We start from the raw sequence: 26,170 nt of genomic DNA, 5'->3' as shown, positions 1-26,170 counted from the left end.
TCAGGAAAATGACTGCTGCCTATGTGTTCGAAGCTATATTTACAGCGTAGACTTTCAAATGAAAATAAGACTTTCTCAGAAGTAGAGCTCTTAGCTGTTTCAAATTACGTTGTCGTGTTAGCCGAACCTGGAGGTGGTAAAACCGAACTTCTTGGAAGTTTGGCTCAACAGTTGGGTACATCTTCAGTTACCGCAAACATGTTCGTACAATTAGGCGCTAGACATGAGAATACACCACTTGTTATTGATGCTTTTGATGAACTGGCCAAAATTGATCAAAGTGGCATACATAAACTTCTGGCAAAGATAACGATAGCGAAGCCTAGCCATGTTGTTATTTCTAGCAGATCTAGTGAGTGGGATATATCTTCCACAAATGCAGTTAAGAATTTTTTGGAAATTGAACCATTGGTGGTTAGGCTTTGCGAGTTCGGTGATTCTGAGCAACGTGCGATCTTTGAGCACCATGCTCCAGGAGAAGACTTCACTAGGTTCTATTCAGAAGTATGTAGATTTGATCTGGAAGCCCTCCTGCCGAATCCTCAGTTCTTGAAAATGTTTGCTGACGCTTATCTTGAAAGCGAGAGAAACTTTGCAGATAAACAATCTATTTTCAAACTTGCAGTGGAACGTTTAGCTAGAGAAGTAAGTCAAACGTCCTCAAGAACCAGCCTATCACTTTCCGCAAGTCAAAAAGTCGATATCTCGTCAGAGGTATTTGCCAAACTGCTATTGTCTGGAGCAGAAGGAGTAAGCGTCAGCGAAATCGAAGAAAACCGCATATATCCTTTGCTTACATCACTTGCTGGTAATGAACCATCAGTTTTCAATATCCTTGCTACTCGGCTTTTCAAGCCAGGGGATAGTACTGACCAACACCGTCCAGTCCACAAAATCGTAGCTGAGTATTGTGCAGCCGCCCACCTTACAAAGCGAATAGCAGACCCAGAAGATGCTCTAACACTACACCAATGCCTACCAATTATTGCGCCCAATTCTACCGTAAGAGATGAACTTCGTGGGTTACTGGGCTGGATGGCTGCTTTGGGGAATAAGGCTGTCCAGCATGCTGCAATTGAACTCGACCCTTACGCAGTCCTTGCAAATGGCGACCCCTCTCAGCTAGCCCCGTCATCAAAGCAATTACTTTTGACTAAACTGAAGGAAATCGAGGAAACGGATCCATATTTTAGGAGAAGTGATTTTTGGCGTCGGTTTAGTGTTGCAGGCTTTTTCACAGAAGATATTATCTTAGATATCAAAGCACTGCTTAACAGCCAAGACGATGGGCACCTACGTAATCTAATTCTTGAACTATTGATTGAATCTCCTATCGCCCATCTATTGATAGATGAATTGCGTCAGATCCTCTTGGATTCTCAAGAAGACAAGTATAATCGCATTTATGCAATTAAATGTCTTTTGGGCTGTACTACTTATGCGTATGAATCAGACTTGACGAAGCTTTTATCTGAAGCCACTCCAGCGTCACTTGAGGTGGCGGCTAAAGGAATGGAGCTCCTTGATTTAAATATGTTTGAGTTAGCGTTTCTTGAAACGTACTTTTTGGCTTGTGCAAATTTATATCCAAGCAATAAGCTTCGATTTGAACGAGTGATTGGAGCTCGTTATTTTATAAAGTCTATAATTTTCAGATTAAATCAAGAAAACGTTGAGCAGCTGTTAGATACACTAACTCGAGACCTTACCTGTACCTGTGGCTTAAAATCCTATAAATGTGATTGTCGAAACGGGATAAGTAAGATTGTCGGATATATGCTCGACCGTTATTTTGATACGGCGCTACCACCATATGAACCACTGCGTGTTTGGGGCTGGGTTGAAAATTTAAACTTCCATAGAAGTATGGAGCCAAAAGACAGTCGTTCTGTTCAAGTACTATACGAAAATAGCGAGTTACGGCAAGGTATTCTTACGCATGTTTTCAGTGGGTTAACTGGAAGTGACCAAATATTTGAGACTAAACGACATAAGTTCGGTATTCAATCACACTCAGGTCTCCGCTTATTTAAAGAAGACTATCAGTTTATTGTTGATCTAGCATTTGACACAGATAACCCTGAACTATGGGTAAGCTTTATTGTGAGACATGATAGACACCGAAAACCAGAGGAAAAAGGCTCAGATGATTTGCGACGCCACATGCGAACTCAGGCATTGGAGAAGCCGATGTTTATGCGAGAGTGGGCTAAATGCAATAGAGCTGATTCGCTATTTGTGAAGGAAGAATATAAGCGATGGGAAGCTAGAAGTAATCGAATGTCTCGCCGCCATAAACAGCGCCAAAAAAATATCCATGCTGAAAACATTCAATATATCCAAGAAAATCGGGAACTAGTTGAGAGTGGTCATCATTGGAGTTTTTTGGTTGATTTTGCCGAGACCGTGCTTATCGCTCCAGAAGATATTGTTTCGAAATTTGGCGACGTGGAAATTGTGAAGAATGCTCTTAAAAGTTGCCATGAATTCATTGAACCAGAAGTTCCTAGCATAAACAAGCTAGCTGAATGGCGCTGCTCCTCAAAGTGGTCATATGTTGAAACGATTCTGTTCGCATCTTGCATCGAAATAATGCGTGAATACGGAAATCTAAATAGCGTTAAGCCAGAATTACTCCTAGTACTAAAGACCCATTTCAATGTTCATTATGATGCGGTTGATGAAACCGAGTATAACGCTCTAAAAGCGGAAGTTGATCGCTTACTGTTCACCAATAATGAATCCACTGAACAATTTCTTCGTTCTTATGTCGAACCTCAGTTGGCAAATTCTCAGTGCTCTCATCCGAGAGTAGATATGTTGAAGTATGATGAAATATTCACTCCCTTGCGGGCAAAGCTGTCAATTGAATGGCTTGAACGTTTCGATGAGTTAGGTTTTTCCACACTCGATACGCTATTCGATCTCGCAACGCAGTTTGGAGATAGAAATATGCTTAATGACATCATTCGAACTCGCTGTTCTGATTATTTGTCTAAGTTTCCTGAACAGACAGATGATGAAAATATCGAACAAAGGCGCAAATTTTGGTTCGTTCGAGCATTCTATTTTCTGGATTTAGAAATAGCGAAGCCATATTTTGATTGGCTTAAAAGCGATAGCAACTCACTGCTTCTGTTTGAGGGCCGCTCAGGTAGAATGAATAGAGATAGTTCCTCTTACTGGCCAAACTTGACATCCACTAAGATAGAATTAATTTTAATAATTTTCTTTCATCAATGGCCAAAGGTTCACCTCCCTAGCTGTTGGGGAACTGGAAGTCCAAAAGGAGAAACTGCATATCGTTTCCTCACCGAAATTATTTGGTCAATAGGTAGCGATACACCTGATGAAGCAATTCCCGTCCTTAATCGCCTTATTCAAGATCATACTTTTAGTGATATTCAGAGAGAGTTGAAAAGTATAAAAGCGGAGCAGCTGAGGAAAAAGTCACTGAGAGATTTCGAGCCACCTACTCCAGAAAAAATTGTGGATTTATTGGACAATAACGCTGTTGTTACAGTGGAAGGATTACGACAACTTGTTCTTCAAAAACTAGAAGACTATCAGAAGGATATAGATGGAGGGGAATTCAATGCTGCTACGCGATATTATACGAAAGATGATAACGGGAAAGTTATACACCGAAATGAAGTTAGTTGCGTTGAGATAATTGCCGAACGTCTGAACTTAGTACTTTCCCCCCAAAGTATTGCTATTTCGTCTGAATATCAGACTAAAAATCAAAATAGAATTGATATAACAGCAGCGAAAATGATTGAAGGTAAAAGACGACTACTCGTAATTGAAGCTAAAGGGCAATGGCACAAGGACTTGTATACAGCAGCTTCCGCTCAGTTGTATCAACGCTATTCAATTCACCCTGATGCAGAACAGCAGGGTATATATCTTGTCATATGGTTTGGTGCTAATGAAGCTATTGCTGGGCGTAAAAATATTGGAATTACTTGTGCACAGGATCTCAAATTAAGTATTGAAGAAAGATTACCACCAGAAATCAAAGGGCTGATAGATGTATTTGTTTTAGATGTCTCGCTTTCCTAAAGCCACTAGAGTTTGAGATTATTTTAGATCGAGAGTGGAATAGCCATCTAGCTTTTAGACTGTAACAAGCCACTTTTTCCCAATTTCAACTTATCCGAAACCATCGGCTTAGTGCGCAAACTCTAAGACGTTTTTGTCCAAAACCTTCACAGGCTGAATTTTTACCCGTGGCACTTTCTAACTCAAAAATGCCCCATTTCGTTTTGCGGTTATGCTAAAACCCGTGGAATTTCCCCCATCTCTAACACACATACTCTATGTGTTTGGTTGACTATTTTTCTTCAAGTGTCATGATGAATCTTATTAGGACGACATGTTCCACATTTGTATTCATTATCTGAAATATTGGGCAATTAATCAGGCTATTACAGTCATCATGTCTATATTTAATCTCTGCAAAATGTGGACATTGTCCGTTGAAAAAGGACTGTTAGCAGTCTTTCGCCAAGTTTAGAATTAGGATGAATTTTGTATGAGCAATAAAGATTACTTTGGCAAAATAAAAACAGGAGGAAGCAACTCTTCAAAAGGGTTTGCTTACCAAGACCTGTGCGCGGCATTTTACTTGCTAAAGCATCTTAGTGTGAGCGGATTCAAATCTATCGGAATAGAAACACATGATGATTTCTCATTGTTGTTTGACAATGGAAAAAAAATTAATGTCCAGGTTAAGTATGAAGAGCTCTCGATACCAATTGTTAATAAATACGCTTCTGAAAATAAAATTATTTTAGGGCCATCCAAAAACAAAAGCCTCTCAACACTCCTCTCTTATTTAAAGCAATATGAGAATAATCAATCCTCTCACGAGGATAAGCTTTCGAAGATATCAGTAACTGAGGATTTTAGAAATATTCTAAAACGGAATGGCATTGCACTAGAAAATGTCAGCAAAATTTCTAGCACATGGTGTGTCGACGTTCTCCCTGAAGATAAAATTAAAGATATAATCAAGCTGGAAATAATTGAATGGGGTATTGAGAAGTTACTTTTATTAGATGGTGACGAATGCTTAAAAGATTTGATATTCAATATTTATGAAAGCCGCAGTGACAGGGGATATATAAGTAAGTCTGACATTACAAGTATTTTTGAGAAACACTCAAAAATACTTACATTCAAGGAAGATGAAGCTACATCGTTAAACTTTCTTGAAAATTTGGAATTAGATCAAGATGAAATTCTATTAAGCGTTAATTCAAAAATTAGTAAGGCGGAAAGCTTACTCATTGATAACAATTATGAAGAAGCTTTAAGAGAATATGTAGAGTTATCTAAAGCCGTAAAATCCGAGAAGCTGTATGTAAAATGCGCTGGTATTTTACAGGTTTTAGGTAAGGTAGATGACGCTCTATTCTATTGTGATAACGCCTTAAAAATTAATCCTATCTACGCCATGGCTTTAGCAGTAAAGGGGACTTTAATTTCTGAGAAAGGAGATAGTGATTTCGCTTTAGAGCTATTGAAAAGCGCCGAGTTCCAAGATAACACTGATCCTTTCATTATTTATAATGTCGGTGTTGCTTACCTAAAATTAAGAGAAGTTGATGAAGCGATACGTTACTTTGAGAAAACAATAGAACTGAATTCTAAGTTAAGTTCTCCGCATCTAAACCTTGGTGTTTGCTATTTCAACCAAGGAGTATTTTCCGAGGCGGCTAAACATATTGACCTAGCCTTGCTTTTAGAGCCTGGACTTCCAGAAGCATTGTCTCAAAAGGGTGAAATAAAACGATTTTATGGGAAGTTGGATGAAGCAACCAAGCTATTTGAAAGGTGCTTGCTTAATACTCCGGATAATCTCGTAGCCAAATTAGGCTTAGCTTTATGCCTGATAGAAAAAGGCGACCCACTGGGGTTTGGGCTTTTGGTATTAAATTATCAGAAGGAACTATCTAGACTTGACGTAAACAAGTCTTTAGGGATTATTGATATCGGTTGGGAAAAATCGTTAGCAATTTCAATAGAAAATATAAACGGGTCTTCATACTTGGTAAATTATGATGGTCTTGAAGTCTATGTTCCCAAGCCAAATAAAGATCGAATTGCTATTGGTGTTATGAATACGCAAGAAATCGAGCTTCCTCTGGTCATGAAATCTTATGCTGATCTAAATTCTTACGAAAATGCAGTTAATGCTATTAGGCTGAGTCAGACTAAAGATTTATTTGTTCCGGCGAGCGGCTTTGTCAAAGGGAGATCCGACCATTGTGAAATAAAGATTGATTTAGAGCGCTATTCCATATACGGGAAAACGAATATTGGCGGTAACAAAGGGTATCATTCTTTCATTGATTGTTTTGATGGATGGTTCCTGCTAGTAATTACCCATGAGGAATCGAAACAGGAAGAAAGTTTTAATGTAGTAGGACTGGATTGTAGTTGAGCATATTCACTGTTAACAAGACCTTGAAACGGACAAATTGCAGCTGGTTATGTTCGCTTCGCTCTCTATCTTAGCCAGCTACAATTTGCCGCTTAAGGTGGCGTTACTGAATTTCAGTCCTAAATCGAAAATGTCCAAAAGTGAGCTGGGTGACAACTGTATATGTGTTCACCAAGCGCCCCTTCGTAATGACTATCAACTTCAATTTATAGCAACGTCATAGCTTTTATGACAGGCTTTCGCTTGGAAAAGCGTCAAAATCAGCCCGATTTACAAAAAATTATGACAACTGCTATAATAGAGGTTCAAAAAGAGAAATCACTAATCTAAACCACTGTTAAATATATATTTTTTATAAATCGTCAAAAACTTAGTCTAAAAAGAGCTATTGTCAAATGTGGTGTATGGAAGATCATGCAGTAGCTTGTTGATGAGTCTCCATTTCTTTCACTCCATTGATGAAGCGAACATCTTTCACAACATCCGCTAGGAGTGCAAAACCTCGTAGACGACGCCACTTCGTCTCTGCACTGCGCATTAACTTGTAGGCCATCATCAACGTAGTCTTTCTGTTTCCACAGTTCTTCGTCTTGTTCGTGCGTAAACGTACTGTGGCGAACATCGATTCTATTGGGTTGGTTGTCCTGATATGAACCCAGTGCTCTGCTGGGTAATCGTAGAACGCCAGCATTTCAGCTTTATCTTTCACCAAGCAGTCGGTTGCCTTTGGATACTTGGCTTCGAAGCGCTTCTGGAAGGTTGAGAAGGCGTGATAAGCATCATCTCTAGTCTCTGCCATCCAGATATCTTGCAGTGCTTCCTTCATTCGTGGTTGTACGCTTTTGGGCACCTTGTTAAGCACATTCGCCGTCTTATGTACCCAGCATCGTTGCTGAGTCGTTTGAGGCCAGCACTTAGCAACCGCTTTCCAGAAGCCAAGCGCGCCATCTCCGATGGCGAGCTTCGGTGCTAACTGTAATCCCTGCGCTCGTAGCTGCTCAATGAGTTCCGTCCAACTTGCTTCTGACTCTCTATGACCATCCAGAACGCCAAGGACTTCTTTGCGTCCAGTGTCATCGACACCAATGATGACGAGTAAGCAGAGCTTATCGTCCATCCTAACGTGACAGTAAACACCGTCAGCCCAAATGTAAACATAGCGGCGCCTACCGAGGTCACGCTTACGCCACTGTTCGTACTCCGCATACCAGCGCTCTTTGAGGCGACAGATGCTGTTGGCTGACAGGCCTTTCGCATCCTTACCAAGCAGAGACTCCAGAGCAGGCAGCATATCGCCCGTAGATATTCCCTTGAGATAGAGTAACGGGAGCAGTGTTGCAACGCTCTTTGTTCGCTTGAGATACGGTGGTATCAAGTTGCTATTAAATTTGACGCCATGCCCTGAGCGATCTCTTACCTTAGGAATTTGCACTTCGACATCACCGACACCGGTTTGCAAGGTTCGCTCAGGTAAGAAACCGTTGCGAACGATAGCTTGCTTGCCGTCAACCATAACATTCTGGTGTTGTGCAAGTAACTGTTGAAGCTCAGCTTCAACAGCTTGTGCAATCAAATCTCTAGCCCCTTGACGTATCAGTTCAGTAAGTGGGTCTTGTGGTGTATTCAGTGAAACAACAGTATTATCAGTCATGCGGTGTACCTTTCTGTTAATCGTTCTGGGGAGAACTGCATCAACAGATTACACCGCAACTTCCTTTCTCTTCCATACACCAGAAATCAGCATAGCTCGTCTAAAAAAATTCCCAAGGGTAGTTTGCCATGGGTAAAGTGTACGATGGCCTTCATCGCATCAGCTTCCTAATCAACGAAGAAGGCGTGATTGAGCACGTGTTCAACAAGTTCAAAACCAAAGATCACCACGAAGTGGTTGTGAACTACTTGAAAGAAAACGCGTAAGCTTAGCTTTCATCCAAATACCAAAAAGCCCAGCAATCGCTTAATGCCGATCGTTTTAAATAATTGAACGATCCTGAGCAGGGTTCATAATCGGTCTCAACATAGTTGAGGCCGATTTTTTTATGTCTGAGTTTTCTAAAGAGTTACAGATTACCGCTGAGTTTTGCCAAGAACATCATCTCAATGCTTTTGCTAAACATATTCCTTTAGAGTGGGTTGAAGAAGCGGTTAAACAAACTGGCAGAGCTTCTGTTCGTAAACGAAGGTTTCCTGCCGAGCAAGCTGTCTGGTTAGTATTAGGTATTGGGCTATTGAGAAATCGCTCGATTCAAAACGTGTGTGATAGGTTGGAGCTAGCGTTCCCTGATTCAAAAGGAGAATTACCACCACTAGCAACCAGTAGCATCATTAAAGGAAAAGAAAAGCTGGGCTTTGAGCCAAATGACCGCAGCCCAATGGGAGCAACAAAGTGAGTTTGAACAATGTTGTGGATTGAAGCTATTGAGTGTTGACGGTACTTACTTCAAGACGCACGATACAGAAAGTAATCAGACCTTTGGTTATGCCCAAAAATCCGCTACGTTCCCTTCCGTTCTTGCGGTCACTTTGATGTCTACAAAGACCCATTTAATCGCTGATGCCGCTTTTGGTCCTGTCACGGAGAGTGAGATCTCATATGCACAAAAACTTGTAGGCTCTGCACCTGAAAACTCTTTAACTCTCTTTGACCGTGGATTTATGTCTGCTGAGCTGTTTCTAAGCTGGCAAGGTAGTGGCAAAAACACGCATTGGCTTACCCCAATTAAATCGAAATTCAGATATGAGCTCCTCGACTCGTACAGTGACTATGACCATCTCATTGAAATGCCAGTATCTCCTCAAGCTCAAAAACAGTACCCTCATTTAGGCGAAAAGTGGACAGCTCGTTTAGTTTTAATACCGTCACCTAAAGGTGAGATAAAAGGGTTTATTACTTCTTGCTTATGTCCTGATGCATACGCATTGAAAGAATTAGTTGAAGTATATTGGCAGCGTTGGGAAATAGAGCGCAGCTATGGCGAACTTAAGCAATATCAACTAGCGAACAAGCCTCTACTGAGAAGCCTAAAGAGTGAAGGAGTATACCAAGAGCTATGGGGCATACTGATATCGTACAATATTGTTCGATTAGAAATGGCAGGTATGGCAAAACAGCACGAAGTAGAGCCATTACGAATTAGCTTCGTCAACGCACTATGCTTAATACAAGAAGAGTTCATCTGGTCAGATGGAAGGACTCCAGGAGGCATCCCTAAGGCGCTGAAAGAGTTGAGGGACAATGGTAAACGGCTAATACTTCCTAAAAAGAGAAAAAGAAAGCCTTACCCCAGAGCAGTGTTAAAAAAAGCGCAGAAATACCCCTCACGTTCTAGAGATAAAAATGCCACTCGCTCTTAAGCGAGTGGCATTAAGCAATCGCTGGGCTTTTTATTGAAATCAGTTTCTATTCTTGTATCGGTTCGGCTTCTTCCGAGCTTGGCAGCGCGTTCCATACTGCTTTCACCAACGTCGCCAATGGAATAGCAAAGAATACGCCCCAGAAGCCCCACAATCCACCAAACACCAATACTGCGACAATGATAGCCACTGGGTGAAGGTTGACTGCCTCTGAAAACAATACTGGCACTAATACGTTGCCATCTAGTGCTTGAATAATACCGTAAGCAACAAGTAACCAGTAAAACTGAGGCGATAAGCCCCATTGGAACAAGCCAACAATCGCCACAGGTACTGTCACCGCTGCCGCGCCGATGTAGGGGATCAGAACGGATAAGCCCACGGCAACCGCAAGCAGCGCTGAGTAACGTAAATCAAGAATCGCGAAGGTTACGTAGCTCACGCCACCAACGATAAGAATTTCAAGCACTTTACCGCGAATATAATTCGAGATCTGCTCGTTCATCTCATGCCAAACTTTGTTCGCCAACTTACGGTTTTTAGGCAGAATACCGCTTGCCATGCGTAGCATTTCTTCTTTGTCTTTCAGTAGAAAGAACACCAACAGAGGAACAAGAATCAGATAAACCGCTAACGTAGCCAAACTGACGAGTGACGCCAACGAACCTTTCACCACACTTTCACCTAAGCCTATTGCTTGGTTTTTCGCATTGGTTACCAAGGTTTCCACGATTTGTAAGTTCGCCAGTTCTGGATAACGCTGTGGTAAAGTAGCAATGAACTTTTGCAGACCAGCATACATGTTCGGAATGTCGTTGATTAGGTTGCCAACCTGAGTCCAGATGGTTGGCACTAAACCAAACACCGCAATCAGCATCAAGCCAATGAAAATCAAAATCACCGTAATGACAGAAAAAGTACGTGGAATCCCCAAGCGACACATTTGCGTCACTGGCCACTCGAGTAAATATGCGAGAACGATGGCAACTAACAACGGTGCAATCAAATGCCCGAAGAAATAAATGGTGATAAAGCCGAACAGCAAGATCGCTACGAGGCTCACGGCGTGTGGGTCTGAAAAGCGTCGCTTATACCAACGACTTACCATCTCAAGCATCTTATGATGATTCCTTATTGAAGACTGTCAAAATGAAGTGTTCTGACGTGGATTCGCAATCCACTGTATAGCCTTGATTTTGCAAATACTTCACAATGTCTTGTTTAGAGCTCTTGTCTACAACTTGAATAACAAGCTGTTGAAACTGCGATGTTTCTCCTTGAAACACTTCAGCTGCGTGACGCTTAGCAAGTAACAGTGCCATAGGGCAGCGTTGATCACGCAAATCAAGTAACATGGATTCCATTGTATTGCTCTGCAACTATGATAGGGTTGTATTGTAACGGCTTTTTGAGCTGGTGCTAGTGATTTAAGCGTAGACGACAAAGACTTCTAAATTAACAATTTGAAGTTATGTGTATGACAATTGACGAAACCAATTCGTTTATTTTCGGTCTTATAGCTAGCATATTCATCCGACACGGATGACCATAAAGCCTGTGCTGACGTTGAAAGGAATTCATCTCTCAAGCACAGACTCGGTATTTTGGAGAATCTTTAAACCGTATGTTAAAACGCACTCGCTCGCTAGTTTGTTTATGCCTTGCTGCTGCATTGAGTACACCAACACCTATTTACGCCAATAGCCTTGATCTCCCTGATATTGGTACGGCAGCTGGAGGCACTCTGACGATAGATCAGGAGTTGATTTACGGTGACGCCTACATGCGTATGCTCAGAGCCAGCAGCCCTATTGTTAGCGACCCCGTCATCAATGAATATATTGACACACTTGGACACCGTTTGGTCGCCAATGCGAATGACGTAAAAACTCCGTTCCACTTCTTTATGATCCGTGACCGCAACATCAACGCATTCGCCTTCTTTGGTGGTTACGTTGCCCTGCACTCGGGTCTATTTTTGCACGCTCGTACTGAAAGTGAGCTTGCCTCTGTTGTAGCGCACGAAATTGCCCACGTTACACAGCGTCACCTTGCGCGAAGCATGGAAGAACAAGCTCGTCGCTCGCCAGCTACGATGGCGGCACTAGCTGGTGCGCTGTTGCTTGCTATTGCCTCTCCAGAAGCGGGGATGGCAGCAGTGACGGCGGCAACAGCTGGTAATATGCAGAGCCAAATCAACTACACTCGCTCAAACGAGAAAGAAGCCGACCGTTTTGGTATTGCGACCTTGGCAAAAGCTGGGTTTGAAGCTCAAGCAATGCCTCGCTTTTTTGGTCGTCTTGCGGACGAATACCGTTACGCAAGTAAGCCCCCCCCAATGCTTTTGACTCACCCATTACCAGAAGACCGTATTACCGACAGCCGAGCACGTGCTAGAGCGTATCCACCATTGCGAATTCAACCATCTATCGATTACCACCTGACACGCGCTCGCATTGTAGCCCGCTATGCAGGCATTGATGGACAAGCAGCGATGGGGTGGTTTGAACGAACACAGAAAAAAGCGTCACCAGAAATTGTCCCGTCTTTTGATTACGGTCGCGCGCTGGTGCATTTAGATAATAAGCGTCTCGATAAGGCTGAACCGTTGTTGAAAAAACTGCTTCAACAAGACCCAGCGAATCCATTTTATCTTGATGCCATGACAGATCTGTACATCGAGCAGAAACAGCCGCAAAAAGCCGTAGATATGCTAAGTCGTGCCTTAAAGCGCAATCCACAAAACAAAGTGCTGACCATCAACTATGCCAACGCTTTGTTGGAAGCAAATAAGAATGAAGAAGCCGTACGTATTCTTCAACGTTACACGCACGATAATCCAGAAGACACTAATGGTTGGCACCTTCTATCAAAAGGTAACCACGCACTGGGCCGCAATGACGAAGAACTTGCCGCTCGCGCGGAAATTTTAGCGCTGCGAGCTGGATGGAATAAAGCCATTCAATATTATTCTGAAGCAAGTAAAATTGCAGATCTGGGCAGCTTGAAACAAGCACGATACGACGCTCGTATCGACCAGTTAATGATCCAAAGAGATCGATTCATGGCATTACAATAACGAAATGGAGAAAACCATGTCAGTCGTGATTTATCACAATCCTCGTTGCTCAAAGAGCCGTCAAACACTGGAACTGCTAGAGCAAAATGGTGTGACACCCGAAGTGGTTAAATACCTAGATACACCGCTTAACGTGGAGCAACTCAAAGCACTTTACACTCAACTTGGGTTCTCTTCAGTTCGCGAAATGATGCGTACAAAAGAAGACATCTACAAAGAGCTTGCTCTCGGTGAAGCGTCAGTGACAGACGAGCAACTGTTCGAAGCAATGGAAAAAAATCCAAAGCTTTTTGAGCGCCCTGTTGTTGTTGCAAACGGCAAAGCAAAAATTGGTCGCCCGCCAGAGCAAGTATTGGACATTCTATAAATGGATTGCCAGGTTCTCATTTTGTATTTCAGCCGTCATGGCTCTACAAAACAGCTGGCAAGACAGATAGCAAGGGGAGTCGAGTCGACTCCTCATTGTGAAGCGATTTTGCGTACAGTTGAAGAATTGTCACCTCACTCACAGCCTCCTTCTGATCCAATTGCTACTCTAGAAGAGTTGAAAAAGTGCGACGGTCTTGCGTTTGGCAGCCCAGTTTGGTTTGGCAACATGGCCGCACCACTCAAACACTTTTGGGATCAAACCACACCTTTGTGGGTAAACGGTGACCTTATCGATAAACCTGCTTGTGTGTTTACCTCATCATCTTCTATGCATGGTGGCCAAGAAACCACGTTACAGAGCATGATGACACCACTGCTGCATCACGGCATGATGGTGTTGGGAATCCCCTATTCAGAGCCAGAACTGCACACCACCCAATCAGGTGGCACACCATATGGCGCAAGCAGTGTAGGACAAGAACCAAGTCTTACGGCAGAAGAGATTCGTCTCGCACAGCAATTAGGAAAACGACTGGCAGCGACAGCACAAAAGCTGAAAGGCAGTCAGTAAGCTCAAGGATAAGTAAATCGATGACTGACTCTATCGACCAACCACCTCTCAGCAAGCAAACTCAAACCTATCGTTATATGGCGCTGTTTGGCAATTTAGCGCTACTGGCTTGGGTCGCCATTTGGCAACTGGCCTTATCGCCTCACCCACACCTGAGCAGTACCACATTAGCCATTGCTTGGTGTGTTCCGTTACTGCTCCCATTACCGGGAATTTTAGCGGGTAAGCCATACACCCACGCGTGGGCAAACTTTGTGCTGATGCTGTACTTCTTACACGGTTTGACCATTTTATACGTCGATGATGGTGAACGCTGGCTTGCCGTTGTCGAGTTACTACTCACCTCACTGGGCTTCTTGGGTAACATCTTGTTTGCACGAGCGAGAGGTAAAGAGCTAGGGTTGAAATTGAAACGCCTTTCTCAAGTTGAAAAGGAAGAGAAAGCCAAATTCAACAAGTAGTCTCGTGAAGTTTCAAAATCAAAAAAAGAGTCGCACTAGGCGACTCTTTTTATTTGTTTGAAACCCCAATCAAGACCGTCGATTAACCAACATCTTCTGGATTTTCTACCGTATCTTTTTCTAACACAGGCGCAATTTCAGAATCCGCATCCAGCTCTGGCTCAACTTGAGCACGAACCGGAGCTTTCCACTTGTAAATAAGGTCATATTGCTCTGGAGCGGGCTGAGCAACAACAGGCTGTTTCGCTTCTATTGCGCTCTGCTCTGCCGTCAGCTCTTGAACCACAGCACCACTCTCTGTAGCTTGGCCTTGCTCTGTATCAGCAGGAAGTTGCGCTGGTTGCGCAGGCGCTTCTGGAAGTTGTACCGCCGCCGGTTCTAAACCCGCCATTGGATCTTCGGTGACTTCCAATGGACGAATAGAGGAAGCTTCTTGTTCAAACGCTTGTTGAGAAGCAAGGAGGTGAATAGTCAATGTCACAGCATTGCCTTGTACACGCTTGATCTCGGTACTCGCCACAGAGTTTAGCTTAGTTAGGGAATCCTCTAGGTTGAAGAAATCCATTGCTGATTCAACATCAACCACTTTTACATCGATCTCTTCTGAAGATTTGCTCGAGACAACAACCGCGCTTTTCTTCGCATAATAATCAGCGATACCACCAATCATCGCCGGAATCGCATTCGCACCAGAGGCAGAGCCACTACGTGGCGATTGCTTAGACTCAGACAATTGTGTTGGCGCTTGGTCATACAAAGTCCAACGGATCTTGTCACCTTGTACGCGTACAACCAAAACGGCATCCACTGGGTAACGTTGGCTTGCTTGGCTGATTGGGTCAACAAAGCCGCCCCACAAATCAGACACGTTCACACCGGTAACATCATCAAAGTCACCCACAGGCATCGTGATAGGTAAACCTCGTGACTGTGCCGCATCACGCAACGCTGCAACACTTGAAGAATCAGAATGCTCCCAAGTGATAGTACGGTCGTAACCTTGTTCTTCCACTAACCAAACAAGAATGTTGGCACGACTTGCTGACCACGTTGGCAACTGTGCTTGCGTCAACAATGAACGGATTTGGCCACTATTGAACAGCATCTTCAAACTGCTTTGACCATCAAGTTGGCCGTAACCAAGTTGAGAAATATAGCGAGAACTTGAACCCACTGCTTTCTTAATTACTGGGTTGCTAAGGGAAGATTCGCTGCCTGTTGCACGCACAATCACATCTTGCATACCTTGTTGACGGGCGAGTTCTTCGCCGTCTTTTTGCTCACTGTCGATCGCCACTTCGGCACGATAGATATCCACCTGAGTTAATGCATAAACTGGCAGAGACAACCAACCTATCAATAAGAGAGCTAAATAGCGCATAGTTTTCATAATCCTCTGTACAAGAACACGCATCATAAGCAACTATCAAACGGTGAGCAAGAAGAGTACTGAGTGAATTGTCTGTATTCTGACCAAGTTAAAACCCACCATGAAAACAAACTATTCGTCTCTGTTATAAATCCATACAAAAGTTTGATCTAGGCAACATTGCAATCGATTGCCAGATGGTAATATTCGCCGGATTTGTCTGCGTATCTCTGAATAGGAAATAATTATGAAAAACGCGTTACAAGGCGCTCAGATGCTCTTTGTCGCTTTTGGTGCTCTCGTGCTGGTACCACTTCTTACAGGCCTAGACCCAAACGTTGCTCTGTTTGGTGCTGGTGTCGGTACTCTTCTTTTCCAACTGATTACTAAACGTTCTGTCCCTATCTTCCTTGCCTCTTCTTTTGCGTTTATTGCTCCTATTATGTTCGGTATCCAAACTTGGGGTATCGGTGCAACCATGGGTGGCTTGATGGCTGCTGGTTTAGTGTACGTTGGTCTTGGTGCGATGATCAAAGTACGCGGCGTTGGCTTTATTCATAAAATTCTGCCACCTGTGGTTGTCGGCCCAGTGATCATGGTGATAGGTCTTGGCCTCGCTCCTACCGCGGTCAACATGGCAGTAGGTAAATCGGGAGACGGCGCGATTCAATTAGTGAATGGCGATGCGGCGGTGATCATCTCAGCGGTATCACTTTTAACGACTATTACACTAAGCGTGTTCGCGAAAGGCTTCCTAAAGTTGGTTCCTATCGTCGGCGGTATTTTGGCAGGCTACACAGTATCCCTGTTCTACGGTGTGGTTGATTTCACACCGGTTGCTCAAGCAGCTTGGCTTGCAATGCCAAACTTCACTGCACCAGAATTCAACATCAACGCCATCTTGTTCATGATCCCAGTAGCGATTGCCCCGGCGGTTGAACACGTGGGTGACATGCTTGCTATCTCAAACGTAACGGGCAAAAACTACCTGAAGAAACCAGGCCTGCACCGCACGATTGCGGGTGACGGGGTGGCAACAATTGCAGCTTCTATGGTTGGCGCACCACCAAATACCACGTACAGCGAAGTAACAGGAGCGGTAATGCTAACGAAAGCGTTCAACCCTGTAATCATGACATGGGCAGCGGTTACTGCCATCGTACTTGCGCTGGTAGGTAAGCTAGGTGCGATTCTACAAACCATTCCAGTTCCAGTAATGGGCGGTATCATGATTCTACTGTTTGGTTCTATCGCAACCGTTGGTCTAAACACACTGATTAAGAACAACGTTGACCTGCACAAATCACGTAACCTAGTGATCGTAGCGGTAACCCTAGTATTTGGTATCGGCGGCATGGCTTTCGGTATTGGCGAGTTCAGCCTACAAGGTGTAAGCCTATGTGGTATCGTTGCAATCATTCTTAACCTAGTGCTACCACACGACCTTGGTGAAAACCACGTGGTAGATAATGCACAGATGGAAGAAGACAACGCGAAGTAAGTATGGTGGCGGCTTGATTTAAGTCGCCCTTCCTGATCTCGCATCTCGTAGCTAACTTTCAAATAGCAGAGACAAAAAAGGCTTGGTTTTCACCAAGCCTTTATTTTTGAATTCAGTAAAAACAATAATGCTTATTGAGTACCGAAGATCTTGTCACCTGCATCACCAAGACCAGGAACAATGTAACCTTTGTCGTTTAGCTTCTCATCGATTGCCGCTGTGTATAGCTCAACATCTGGGTGCGCTTTTTCTAGTGCTTCGATACCTTCAGGAGCCGCTACAAGAACAAGAATCTTGATTGCCTGACAACCTTTCTCTTTTAGAAGATCGATTGTTGCGATCATAGAACCACCTGTTGCAAGCATTGGGTCAACAACTAGAGCAATACGCTCATCGATGTTAGAAGCAAGCTTGTTGAAGTATGGCACTGGCTCAAGTGTTTCTTCATCACGGTAGATACCTACAACACTGATACGTGCGCTTGGCATGTGCTCAAGAACGCCGTCCATCATACCTAGACCTGCACGCAGGATTGGCACTACTGTTACTTTCTTACCCTTGATTTGGTCAACTTCTACAGGACCATTCCAACCTTCAATGGTTACTTTCTCTGTTTCAAAGTCTGCAGTCGCTTCGTAAGTAAGTAGGCTACCGACTTCTGTCGCTAACTCACGAAAACGCTTCGTGCTGATGTCACCTTCTCGCATTAGACCGATTTTGTGTTTCACTAGAGGGTGTTTAACTTCAACAACTTTCATTTCCATCTCCGGCTTTATTGGCAATATTTAAACAAACCTTCAGATTATACATGATTTTTGCAGGGATATCAGGATAGTTCACTAAAGAAAAAAACCGACGCAAACGTTTGCTATCTGTATTTAACCACTGGTAGAATAGCGCCGTTTTCATATCCAACTTAAAAACCGAGGACTTCCCTGTGAGTGGTAACAACTCTTCTCTTAGCTATAAAGACGCTGGTGTAGATATTGATGCAGGCAACGCGCTTGTAGATCGTATTAAAGGTGCGGTTAAGCGTACTCGTCGCCCTGAAGTGATGGGTGGTATCGGCGGTTTTGGCGCATTGTGTGAATTGCCGACAAAATACAAACAACCTGTACTGGTTTCTGGTACTGACGGTGTAGGTACAAAACTTCGCCTAGCGCTGGATATGAACAAGCACGACACTATTGGCGTTGACCTAGTGGCAATGTGTGTAAACGACCTAATCGTTCAAGGTGCTGAGCCCCTATTCTTCCTAGATTACTACGCAACAGGCAAGCTAGACGTAGATACCGCGGCAGACGTGGTTTCTGGTATTGCTGATGGCTGTGTTCAAGCAGGCTGTGCACTAATCGGTGGTGAAACTGCTGAGATGCCGGGCATGTACGAAGGCGAAGACTACGACGTTGCTGGATTCTGTGTTGGCGTAGTAGAAAAAGAAGACGTGATTGACGGCACGAAAGTGGCAGCAGGCGACGCACTAATCGCTGTTGGCTCAAGCGGTCCACACTCAAACGGTTACTCTCTTATCCGTAAGATCCTAGAAGTTTCTGGCGCAGATAAAAACGAAGAGCTAGCAGGTCGTACTATCGGTGAGCACCTACTAGAACCAACTAAGATTTACATCAAATCAGCACTTAAGATGATTGAGAAGCACGACATCCACGCGATTTCTCACATCACGGGTGGTGGTTTCTGGGAAAACATCCCACGCGTACTGCCTGAAGGCACAAAAGCCGTTATCGATGGTAATAGCTGGGAATGGCCAATCATCTTCAAATGGTTACAAGAGAAAGGCAACGTTGAAACACACGAGATGTACCGTACGTTCAACTGTGGTGTTGGCCTAGTCGTTGCACTTCCAAAAGACCAAGCAGACGCAGCGGTTGCTCTTCTTAAAGAAGAAGGCGAAAACGCATGGGTGATTGGTGAAGTCGCTCAAGCAGAAGCAAACGAAGAGCAAGTTGAAATCCAATAACTTGCGAATCAAGCTCAAAAAATAAAAAGAATGAGGACGCGATGTCCTCATTCTGCTATCTGGAACATCGAAAACCATTCTAATAGTAGGTAATTTAGCGGATACGCACTTCAAACCTACAATAGCAAGGCAGTCTCAACATCATGAAAAACATAGTGGTCCTCATTTCGGGTAACGGCAGTAACCTTCAAGCCATCTTGGAAGCTTGCGAAGACAGTATGCCAAATGCACAAGTCGCAGCGGTGTTCTCCAACAAAGCTGACGCTTATGGTTTAGAGCGCGCAAAACAGTTTGATGTGAATGGGCATTTTGTCGATCCAAAAGCATTCGAATCCCGTGAAGGCTTTGATGCTGAACTGATGAAACAAATCGATGAATACCAACCGGACGTAATTGTGCTTGCAGGTTACATGCGTATTCTCAGTGGCGCGTTTGTTTCCCACTACCTGGGTAAAATGATCAACATCCACCCTTCCCTTTTGCCTAAGTATCCGGGGCTACACACCCACCAGCGCGCTATTGATGCTGGCGATAAAGAACACGGCACCAGCGTACACTTTGTCACAGAAGAGTTAGACGGCGGCCCTGTTGTGCTGCAAGCTAAAGTACCGGTATTTGAAGACGATGATGCCGACGCACTCGCCGCACGTGTGCAGACTCAAGAGCACAACATCTACCCAATGGTGACTAAGTGGTTAGTCGAAGGGCGATTGTCGATGACCGAGGGCAAAGCGTATCTCGATGGTTTTGAGCTAGGAGCTCACGGCTACGCCGCCGAGTAACTCTTAATTCCAAACACCAAACGTAAAAAGGCAGCCATTAGGCTGCCTTTTGTTTTATTCAAATGTTTTACTGCGAGAAAACCATCACTCCAACGGTTCTGTCGGTGCTTGGTTACCCGGCTTCGGCGCTGCAAAGGGGACATCCTCCAGAGCCTTGGCATTATTCAACACCAATTCTCCGACATGGAATAAACCAAACTCACCCGGTTTCATTCGTTGCCATGCCTCATTGCCAGTTAATGGTTGAGTCGCAATCACAGAAACCACATCATTTGGCGTGGTCTCTTCTTGGAAGTTGATTTCGACATCTTCATCCAATAGGGCCGCTTTGCCAAATGGTGCGCGACGCGTAATCCAATACAGATGGTTGGTACAGTAAGTCATCACAAACTCACCGTCACTGAGCAGCATGTTAAACACGCCCTTGTCTCTCAACTTATCGCAACACTGAGCAACATAAGTAAAGACCGACTCCATATCCTGAGGTGGCTCAGGGTATTTATCTTCCATCTGTTTGAGCAGCCAACAGAAAGCCATTTCGCTGTCGGTTTCTCCCACCGGACGGTGACGACCCGTATACAAATCTTGGTAGTCAGTCAGCTGACCATTGTGTGCAAAAGTCCAGTAGCGTCCCCACAGCTCACGCGTAAATGGGTGCGTGTTCTCTAAGTTCACTCCGCCTCGGTTTGCTTGGCGAATGTGGCTAACCACCGCACGACTTTTTATCGGGTAGTTCTGCACCAACTCAGCGATCTGAGAATCACAACTAGGGTTTGGATCTTTGAATGTTCGGAAACCCTTTCCTTCATAGAAAGTAATTCCCCAGCCATCACGATGCGGTCCAGTGCGACCACCGCGCTGCATCAATCCAGTAAAACTGAAACAAATATCGGTTGGAACATTTGCGCTCATGCCGAGCAATTCACACATGGTTAAACGAACTCCTTACCTTAAAACACCACCAAGCCCAAACGAGGCCAAGCTGAAAAGCTTATTCCATCTCTTTTTCAATCAACTGAATGATGATGTGAATAATCTTAATGTGTACTTCCTGAATGCGGTCTGCGTAACCAAAGTGTGGTACGCGAATCTCGATGTCCGCTAGGCCAGCCATTTTGCCGCCATCTTTACCGGTCAGCGCAATTGTCTTCATGCCTTTCGCTTGCGCGGCTTCAATTGCTTTTAGGATGTTGCCTGAGTTGCCTGACGTCGACAAACCAAACAGAACATCGCCTTTGCGGCCCACTGCTTCAACGTAACGAGAGAATACGAAATCGTAGCCAAAATCGTTACTAACGCAAGATAGGTGGCTTGGATCTGAAATAGCAATACCAGCGTAACCCGGACGGTTTTCACGGTAACGACCTGTTAGCTCTTCTGCAAAGTGCATAGAGTCACAGTGAGAACCACCGTTACCGCATGACAACACTTTACCATCTTGCTTGAATGAGTCAGCAATCATTTTTGCTGCCGCTTCGATTTGCGCGATGTTGTGGTCATCACTTAAAAACTTATTCAGAACTTCAGCAGCTTCGTTTAATTCACTTCTAATCAGATCTTGGTACATAAGACGTTCTCTTTATTATTTCGGCCACAGCAGTGAGGTTGAGGCTCTCGCTTGGCAAATTGTTCTGATGCGAATCTCGCACCGGACATTTCATTACTCTGAGTTTACCCACAAACGAGAATTAGTGTCGATAGTGAACCAACAGATTTGGATTCATCACGGTAATAAACTTGTTAACTTGCTTACGAAATCATCACTCAACTCCCAACTTTAGAATTTTAACTCTACATAGATCACTTTTTACCCAATCTTGGGTTTTACATTTTATTAATATTTTGATTACACTTATGAGAACTGGTTAGACCTCTTACCAAAATACAGACGTACAACATTAATAAAGTCTGAAAAGGAAAAAACATATGGACATCTTGCTCTCAATCGTAGCGATGACAGTTGTGTTAGGCATAACGCTCTACCACAGAGTGTCTCTCGTGAAATCCGTCAGTCTGCTAACCGCTGCCATGCTAGCACTGACGATCGCAGGCTCAGTTGGTGTTATTGGCTGGGCACTTTATGTACTTGCCGTTGCGGTATTCGCCGTGTCGGGCATTCGCCAATCACTGATCAGCCGCAAAGCGCTCGTGATGTTTAAGAAAGTCCTACCTGCTATGTCTCAGACCGAGAAAGAAGCATTGGACGCTGGTACGGTCTGGTGGGAAGCGGAGCTATTCAAAGGCAAACCTGAATGGGAAAAGCTTCACTCAATCAAAGCGCCCAAGCTGAGCAAAGAAGAGCGTGCATTCCTAGATGGCCCAGTTAACGAAGTGTGTGCCATGGTGAACGACTACCAAGTCACTCACGAGCTTGCAGATTTGCCACCAGAAGTATGGCAATACCTAAAAGACAACAAGTTCTTCGCCATGATCATCAAAAAGAAATACGGTGGTCTGGAATTCTCTGCATACGCGCAATCTTTGGTACTGCAAAAACTGACTGGCGTTTCTGGCGTGCTGTCTTCTACCGTTGGCGTACCGAACTCATTAGGTCCTGGTGAACTCCTGCAACACTACGGTACAGAAGAGCAGAAAAATCATTACTTACCTCGCTTGGCTGAAGGTAAAGAGATCCCATGTTTTGCACTGACTAGCCCAGAAGCAGGTTCCGATGCTGGCTCTATTCCAGATTTCGGAGTGGTATGTAAAGGTGAATGGGAAGGCGAAGAAGTTTTAGGCATGCGCCTAACTTGGAATAAACGTTACATCACATTGGCACCTGTCGCAACGGTACTTGGCCTAGCCTTTAAACTGCGTGACCCTGAAGGTCTGCTTGGTGATCAAGAGGATCTTGGTATCACTTGTGCCCTAATCCCAACAAACCTTAAAGGTGTTGAGATTGGTAACCGTCATTTCCCACTTAACGTACCATTCCAAAATGGTCCGACTCGCGCAAAAGATGTGTTTGTACCAATGGACTTCATCATCGGTGGCGAGAAAATGGCTGGTCAAGGCTGGCGTATGCTGGTTGAGTGTCTATCAGTCGGTCGTGGTATCACGCTACCTTCTAACTCAACGGGCGGCATCAAAACCGCTGCGATGGCAACAGGCGCGTACTCACGCATTCGTCGTCAGTTCAAACAACCTATCGGTCACATGGAAGGCGTAGAAGAACCATTAGCACGTCTAGGTGGTAATGCCTACGTGATGGATGCAGCAAGCAACCTAACCGTGGCAGGTATCGACCTAGGTGAAAAACCTTCTGTTATCTCGGCTATCGTGAAGTACCACTGTACGCATCGTGGCCAACAAAGCATCATCGACGCGATGGATATCGTAGGTGGTAAAGGCATCTGTATGGGTCCTTCTAACTTCCTAGCGCGTGGTTACCAAGGCGCGCCAATCGCGGTAACCGTAGAGGGTGCGAACATCCTGACTCGTTCAATGATCATCTTCGGTCAGGGCGCGATTCGTTGTCACCCTTACGTTCTTGAAGAGATGAATGCCGCATACTCGGAGACTGGTGACGCCGTTGAGAAGTTTGACAAAGCACTAGCGGGTCACGTGAGCTTTACCATGAGTAACCTAATTCGCAGCATCTGGTTTGGTCTAAGTGATGGTCTAGGTTCAACGTCACCAACCAAAGACGCAACCAAGCGTTACTACCAACAATTGAATCGTTACAGCGCAAACCTTGCTCTTCTATCGGATATCTCGATGGCAGTACTAGGTGGTTCGTTGAAGCGTAAAGAGCGTCTGTCTGCCCGTCTTGGTGACATTTTAAGTCAGCTATACTTGAGCTCTGCAACATTGAAACGCTTCGAGCAGGATGGCCGCCCTGTTGAAGACTTGCCATTGGTACATTGGGGCTTGCAAGACAGCTTAAAACAAAGCGAAGCTGCCATTGATGAGTTCCTAGCAAACTTCCCGAACAAAGTGATTGGTCGCGCACTGCGTGTATTGATCATGCCATTTGGCCGAGTGCGCAAAGCACCAAGCGATAAGCTAGACAGTAAAGTGGCGCGTATTCTACAAACGCCAAGTGCAACACGTTCACGTATTGGTCGTGGTCAGTACCTAGAACCAACGGAACACAACGCAGCAGGTAAGATTGAGTTGGCACTGTCTGTGATTCTTCAAGCTGAGCCTGTGTTCGACAAAATCTGTAAAGCGCAAGGCAAACGCCGTCCATTCATGCGTTTGGATGTGATTGCTCAAGAAGGTCTAGAACAAGGCGTAATCACTCAGGAAGAAGCAGATCTGCTAAGAGAAGCGGAACAGCATCGCCTAGACACTATCAACGTAGACGATTTTGAGCCAGAGCTATTGGCCGCAAAGCCGCTTTACCCTCAGATGGAAAACGTCGCTTAAGCGAATGATGACTTAAACGATAAATAAGAAAGCAAAACGGGAGCCGAGGCTCCCGTTTTTTGTTGAATCTCTGCTTCGCACAACACGGTGTTAGCAAAGAAGCGTTTATTGTTCGTTATTGTCTTCAACGATAAACGACTGTTCAATTCTGCGCAGTTCTTCCTGCTCTTTCAGCTTAAGTTCTTCTTGAAGCGTCGCTTTACGTTCGTTCAAACCTTTCTTCTCTGACTTGGTCAGGAACTTCACAGCCTTTTTGTTCGCTAATGCGTACGCAACGACATCTTCACCTTTTTCACGACGTTCATTCACGCGTTGCGAGAAACGTTCGTTGTCACGTGCTTTACGTTCAGCTGAAGTTAATTTGCTCATTTTTATGCCTTTAATAAGAATACAGCAGCCCAATTGCTGCCCTCAGGTAAACAAATGAGAAGTCATTCATATAGCTGATGGCGTGAGTCTAGCATAGATATGTAAAGGAACAGCGAAGTGATTGAGTGCACGTACTAGAACCTACTACCGAGTACTCTGTAGAGGGTGAAGAAACAAACGCCCCAGCGCGCTAACAATAGATTCTTAGTCTCGCTGGAGCTCGCTAGAATGACGGTTTACTTTGAGTTATCAAGTGACTACACGCACAGTGTTCCTAGATCTCCGTCACTCTGAACAGTGAGGAACGAACATGATTCAGAATCTACTCACCAAGAGAGCTTAACTAGGCAGACAAAAGATCCGGTTTAGAAAAAAATCTGCCAAATACTCTGACTCCGTAATAGATGTACGTCGCTCTAAAATTCGACATACCATGTTTAAGGCATATTTGACGCAGAAGCCTATCCGCTTGTTCTCGACTGCTTTGAGTTAGCACTTCTTCTCTCATCAACTGGTATAACGCGTCATGAACCAAAGAAGCTTTAAGAATGTTCTTAGTATCAATCGCCGGACCACTCGCCCCATCCCATGAATAGCCTTTCTTAATCGTCAACAAACCTTGCTCAGATAGACTCAGAAACGGACTATCGAAAGGCTGCGCGGGGGTGATACCGGTTTCAATCTGTACTTCGGAATGAAGGTTATATTTGTACGTCCGACGTTTTTTGTACTTCATCAGAGACCTCCCTATCACCGAGCGGGTACGGCGACACTATACCTAGAGCCTGTCTGCTAGTTTCTTTAGGTAGTTTTTTGCCAACTCACTGTTGTCACGAATCAGCCATTAAACACAATCAAATAGTGCTATCAACAAATACACCATTACGGAATGGTTAAAGTCGAAATTAAAAAAGGAAGAACTCAGGAGCCTTCCTTTTAACAAGACAGATAATTGACAAAGAAGCTTAAACTTATTTACCATCATCCCAAGAGTTTAAGAAATCCGCCAAAACATCACCATGACAAGCTTGCGGTTTGCAAAAACAGCCCAATCGCTTACCAGACAAAGCATAAACCTTTGACTTATCGACATTTAAAAATTTGTCGTAATCAAAATCATACTTAAATTTCCTGATGACTTCGTCTCGATCACCATCCTCAAACATTGAGTATGGATTTCCCCAGTAGGAGCCCCGACCAATGTATTCATAATGAGGAGAATCTTTTTCAGCTTGATAGCTTTTGTCAGATTTTATATTGATAACTCTCGTGATACTAATGCGTATTAATCTGAAAGGAACTTTGGCATGCTTTAATGACTCGAGTTCAGTGTCAAATTCTTCACCATCATCAAAAATAATCGCATGTGTGACGTCCTCAGGTGACCAATCAGAAAAGATTGTAGACTTCACTGAAGATATGTTTTCAGTACAAAATTTTTCTATAAGCTTATTCGGATCCTCAGGAAAGACCAACTCTACGTCATTCAAACTTGACGTTATCTTACTCACCTTC

General features: G+C 44.2%; 20 protein-coding genes and 2 pseudogenes. 12 read left to right on the top strand and 10 right to left on the bottom strand.

Going from position 1 to position 26,170, the window contains the following annotated elements; genetic code table 11:
- Positions 1-21: 21 nt before the first annotated feature.
- Both ITG12_RS15400 and ITG12_RS15395 read left to right on the top strand, forming a co-directional pair.
- Positions 22-4,065: a hypothetical protein gene (locus ITG12_RS15400; protein WP_248873203.1), complete on the top strand. Its 4,044-nt coding sequence runs from the start codon at positions 22-24 to the stop codon at positions 4,063-4,065.
- 472 nt (positions 4,066-4,537) lie between these two features.
- Positions 4,538-6,451 carry a dsDNA nuclease domain-containing protein gene (locus ITG12_RS15395; RefSeq protein ID WP_248873202.1) on the top strand — a complete coding sequence of 638 codons (1,914 nt, stop codon included), beginning with the start codon at positions 4,538-4,540 and terminating at the stop codon, positions 6,449-6,451.
- A 412-nt stretch (positions 6,452-6,863) separates the two neighbouring features.
- Here ITG12_RS15395 and ITG12_RS15390 read toward each other — a convergent pair whose 3' ends face one another.
- Positions 6,864-8,102, bottom strand: a complete 1,239-nt coding sequence (locus tag ITG12_RS15390) for an IS256-like element ISVa19 family transposase (RefSeq protein ID WP_038874549.1) — start codon at positions 8,100-8,102, stop codon at positions 6,864-6,866.
- A 128-nt stretch (positions 8,103-8,230) separates the two neighbouring features.
- On the opposite strand from ITG12_RS15390, the pseudogene ITG12_RS15385 reads away from it, so the two are divergent.
- Together ITG12_RS15385 and ITG12_RS15375 are read left to right on the top strand one after the other, a co-directional pair.
- Positions 8,231-8,368: pseudogene (locus ITG12_RS15385) on the top strand (thioredoxin-dependent thiol peroxidase); the annotation flags it as partial.
- A 122-nt stretch (positions 8,369-8,490) separates the two neighbouring features.
- Positions 8,491-9,805, top strand: a pseudogene (locus ITG12_RS15375) (IS4 family transposase).
- 46 nt (positions 9,806-9,851) lie between these two features.
- Here ITG12_RS15375 and ITG12_RS15370 read toward each other — a convergent pair.
- Together ITG12_RS15370 and ITG12_RS15365 are read right to left on the bottom strand one after the other, a co-directional pair.
- On the bottom strand, positions 9,852-10,922 hold the full coding sequence (locus tag ITG12_RS15370) for an AI-2E family transporter (RefSeq protein WP_038864761.1): 1,071 nt from the start codon (positions 10,920-10,922) through the stop codon (positions 9,852-9,854).
- A 1-nt stretch (position 10,923) separates the two neighbouring features.
- Positions 10,924-11,160 (bottom strand): sulfurtransferase TusA family protein, encoded by a 237-nt coding sequence (locus ITG12_RS15365; RefSeq protein WP_038864760.1) that lies wholly within the window; start codon positions 11,158-11,160, stop codon positions 10,924-10,926.
- Between the two features lie 269 nt (positions 11,161-11,429).
- Here ITG12_RS15365 and ITG12_RS15360 point away from each other — a divergent pair, with 269 nt between their 5' ends.
- Genes ITG12_RS15360 through ITG12_RS15345 form a run of 4 tightly spaced genes read left to right on the top strand, consistent with a single transcriptional unit; the run spans position 11,430 to position 14,285 of the window.
- Entirely contained in the window at positions 11,430-12,884 is a 1,455-nt protein-coding gene (locus ITG12_RS15360) for a M48 family metallopeptidase (RefSeq protein ID WP_038864759.1), read from the top strand.
- A gap of 16 nt (positions 12,885-12,900) precedes the next feature.
- Positions 12,901-13,251: an arsenate reductase (glutaredoxin) gene (gene arsC / locus ITG12_RS15355; protein ID WP_038864758.1), complete on the top strand. Its 351-nt coding sequence runs from the start codon at positions 12,901-12,903 to the stop codon at positions 13,249-13,251.
- Positions 13,252-13,824 (top strand): NAD(P)H:quinone oxidoreductase, encoded by a 573-nt coding sequence (gene wrbA, locus ITG12_RS15350; RefSeq protein ID WP_063344122.1) that lies wholly within the window; start codon positions 13,252-13,254, stop codon positions 13,822-13,824. It abuts the gene before it with no gap.
- Positions 13,825-13,844: 20 nt separating this feature from the next.
- Positions 13,845-14,285: a DUF2069 domain-containing protein gene (locus tag ITG12_RS15345; protein ID WP_038864756.1), complete on the top strand. Its 441-nt coding sequence runs from the start codon at positions 13,845-13,847 to the stop codon at positions 14,283-14,285.
- Between the two features lie 82 nt (positions 14,286-14,367).
- Here the strand turns inward: ITG12_RS15345 and ITG12_RS15340 are convergent, their stop codons facing one another.
- Positions 14,368-15,666 (bottom strand): DUF2066 domain-containing protein, encoded by a 1,299-nt coding sequence (locus tag ITG12_RS15340; RefSeq protein WP_045421112.1) that lies wholly within the window; start codon positions 15,664-15,666, stop codon positions 14,368-14,370.
- Positions 15,667-15,901: 235 nt separating this feature from the next.
- Between ITG12_RS15340 and ITG12_RS15335 the strand changes: the two genes are divergently transcribed.
- On the top strand, positions 15,902-17,155 hold the full coding sequence (locus ITG12_RS15335) for a uracil-xanthine permease family protein (protein WP_038879185.1): 1,254 nt from the start codon (positions 15,902-15,904) through the stop codon (positions 17,153-17,155).
- 131 nt (positions 17,156-17,286) lie between these two features.
- On the opposite strand, the gene upp is transcribed toward ITG12_RS15335, so the two are convergent.
- Complete coding sequence (gene upp, locus ITG12_RS15330) at positions 17,287-17,913, bottom strand: uracil phosphoribosyltransferase (protein ID WP_005533963.1); 627 nt, start codon at positions 17,911-17,913, stop codon at positions 17,287-17,289.
- A 179-nt stretch (positions 17,914-18,092) separates the two neighbouring features.
- Between upp and purM the strand changes: the two genes are divergently transcribed.
- Both purM and purN read left to right on the top strand, forming a co-directional pair.
- Positions 18,093-19,133, top strand: a complete 1,041-nt coding sequence (purM, locus tag ITG12_RS15325; RefSeq protein ID WP_038879184.1) for a phosphoribosylformylglycinamidine cyclo-ligase — start codon at positions 18,093-18,095, stop codon at positions 19,131-19,133.
- Positions 19,134-19,276: 143 nt separating this feature from the next.
- Positions 19,277-19,915, top strand: a complete 639-nt coding sequence (gene purN / locus ITG12_RS15320) for a phosphoribosylglycinamide formyltransferase (protein ID WP_045405850.1) — start codon at positions 19,277-19,279, stop codon at positions 19,913-19,915.
- 84 nt (positions 19,916-19,999) lie between these two features.
- Here purN and ITG12_RS15315 read toward each other — a convergent pair whose 3' ends face one another.
- Together ITG12_RS15315 and lpcA are read right to left on the bottom strand one after the other, a co-directional pair.
- Entirely contained in the window at positions 20,000-20,845 is an 846-nt protein-coding gene (locus ITG12_RS15315) for a class II glutamine amidotransferase (RefSeq protein ID WP_038864746.1), read from the bottom strand.
- 61 nt (positions 20,846-20,906) lie between these two features.
- On the bottom strand, positions 20,907-21,482 hold the full coding sequence (gene lpcA / locus ITG12_RS15310) for a D-sedoheptulose 7-phosphate isomerase (RefSeq protein WP_005436835.1): 576 nt from the start codon (positions 21,480-21,482) through the stop codon (positions 20,907-20,909).
- A gap of 359 nt (positions 21,483-21,841) precedes the next feature.
- Between lpcA and fadE the strand changes: the two genes are divergently transcribed.
- The gene (gene fadE / locus ITG12_RS15305) at positions 21,842-24,286 is read left to right on the top strand and encodes an acyl-CoA dehydrogenase FadE (protein WP_248873199.1); all 2,445 of its coding nucleotides are present in this window, start codon (positions 21,842-21,844) and stop codon (positions 24,284-24,286) included.
- Between the two features lie 105 nt (positions 24,287-24,391).
- Here fadE and ITG12_RS15300 read toward each other — a convergent pair whose 3' ends face one another.
- The 3 genes from ITG12_RS15300 to ITG12_RS15290 all read right to left on the bottom strand — a co-directional run bounded on the left by ITG12_RS15300 (position 24,392) and on the right by ITG12_RS15290 (position 26,145).
- Positions 24,392-24,655 (bottom strand): DNA polymerase III subunit epsilon, encoded by a 264-nt coding sequence (locus ITG12_RS15300; RefSeq protein ID WP_248873198.1) that lies wholly within the window; start codon positions 24,653-24,655, stop codon positions 24,392-24,394.
- Between the two features lie 343 nt (positions 24,656-24,998).
- Entirely contained in the window at positions 24,999-25,391 is a 393-nt protein-coding gene (locus ITG12_RS15295; RefSeq protein WP_248873197.1) for a DUF1353 domain-containing protein, read from the bottom strand.
- Positions 25,392-25,626: 235 nt separating this feature from the next.
- The gene (locus ITG12_RS15290; RefSeq protein WP_248873196.1) at positions 25,627-26,145 is read right to left on the bottom strand and encodes a DUF4326 domain-containing protein; all 519 of its coding nucleotides are present in this window, start codon (positions 26,143-26,145) and stop codon (positions 25,627-25,629) included.
- Positions 26,146-26,170: the final 25 nt, after the last annotated feature.

Source organism: Vibrio sp. ED002, from assembly GCF_023277445.1.
Taxonomy (GTDB): Bacteria; Pseudomonadota; Gammaproteobacteria; order Enterobacterales; family Vibrionaceae; genus Vibrio; species Vibrio jasicida.
The sequence above is the reverse complement of the archived record's forward strand: the minus strand, read 5'-3'. Positions and strand labels throughout refer to the sequence as shown.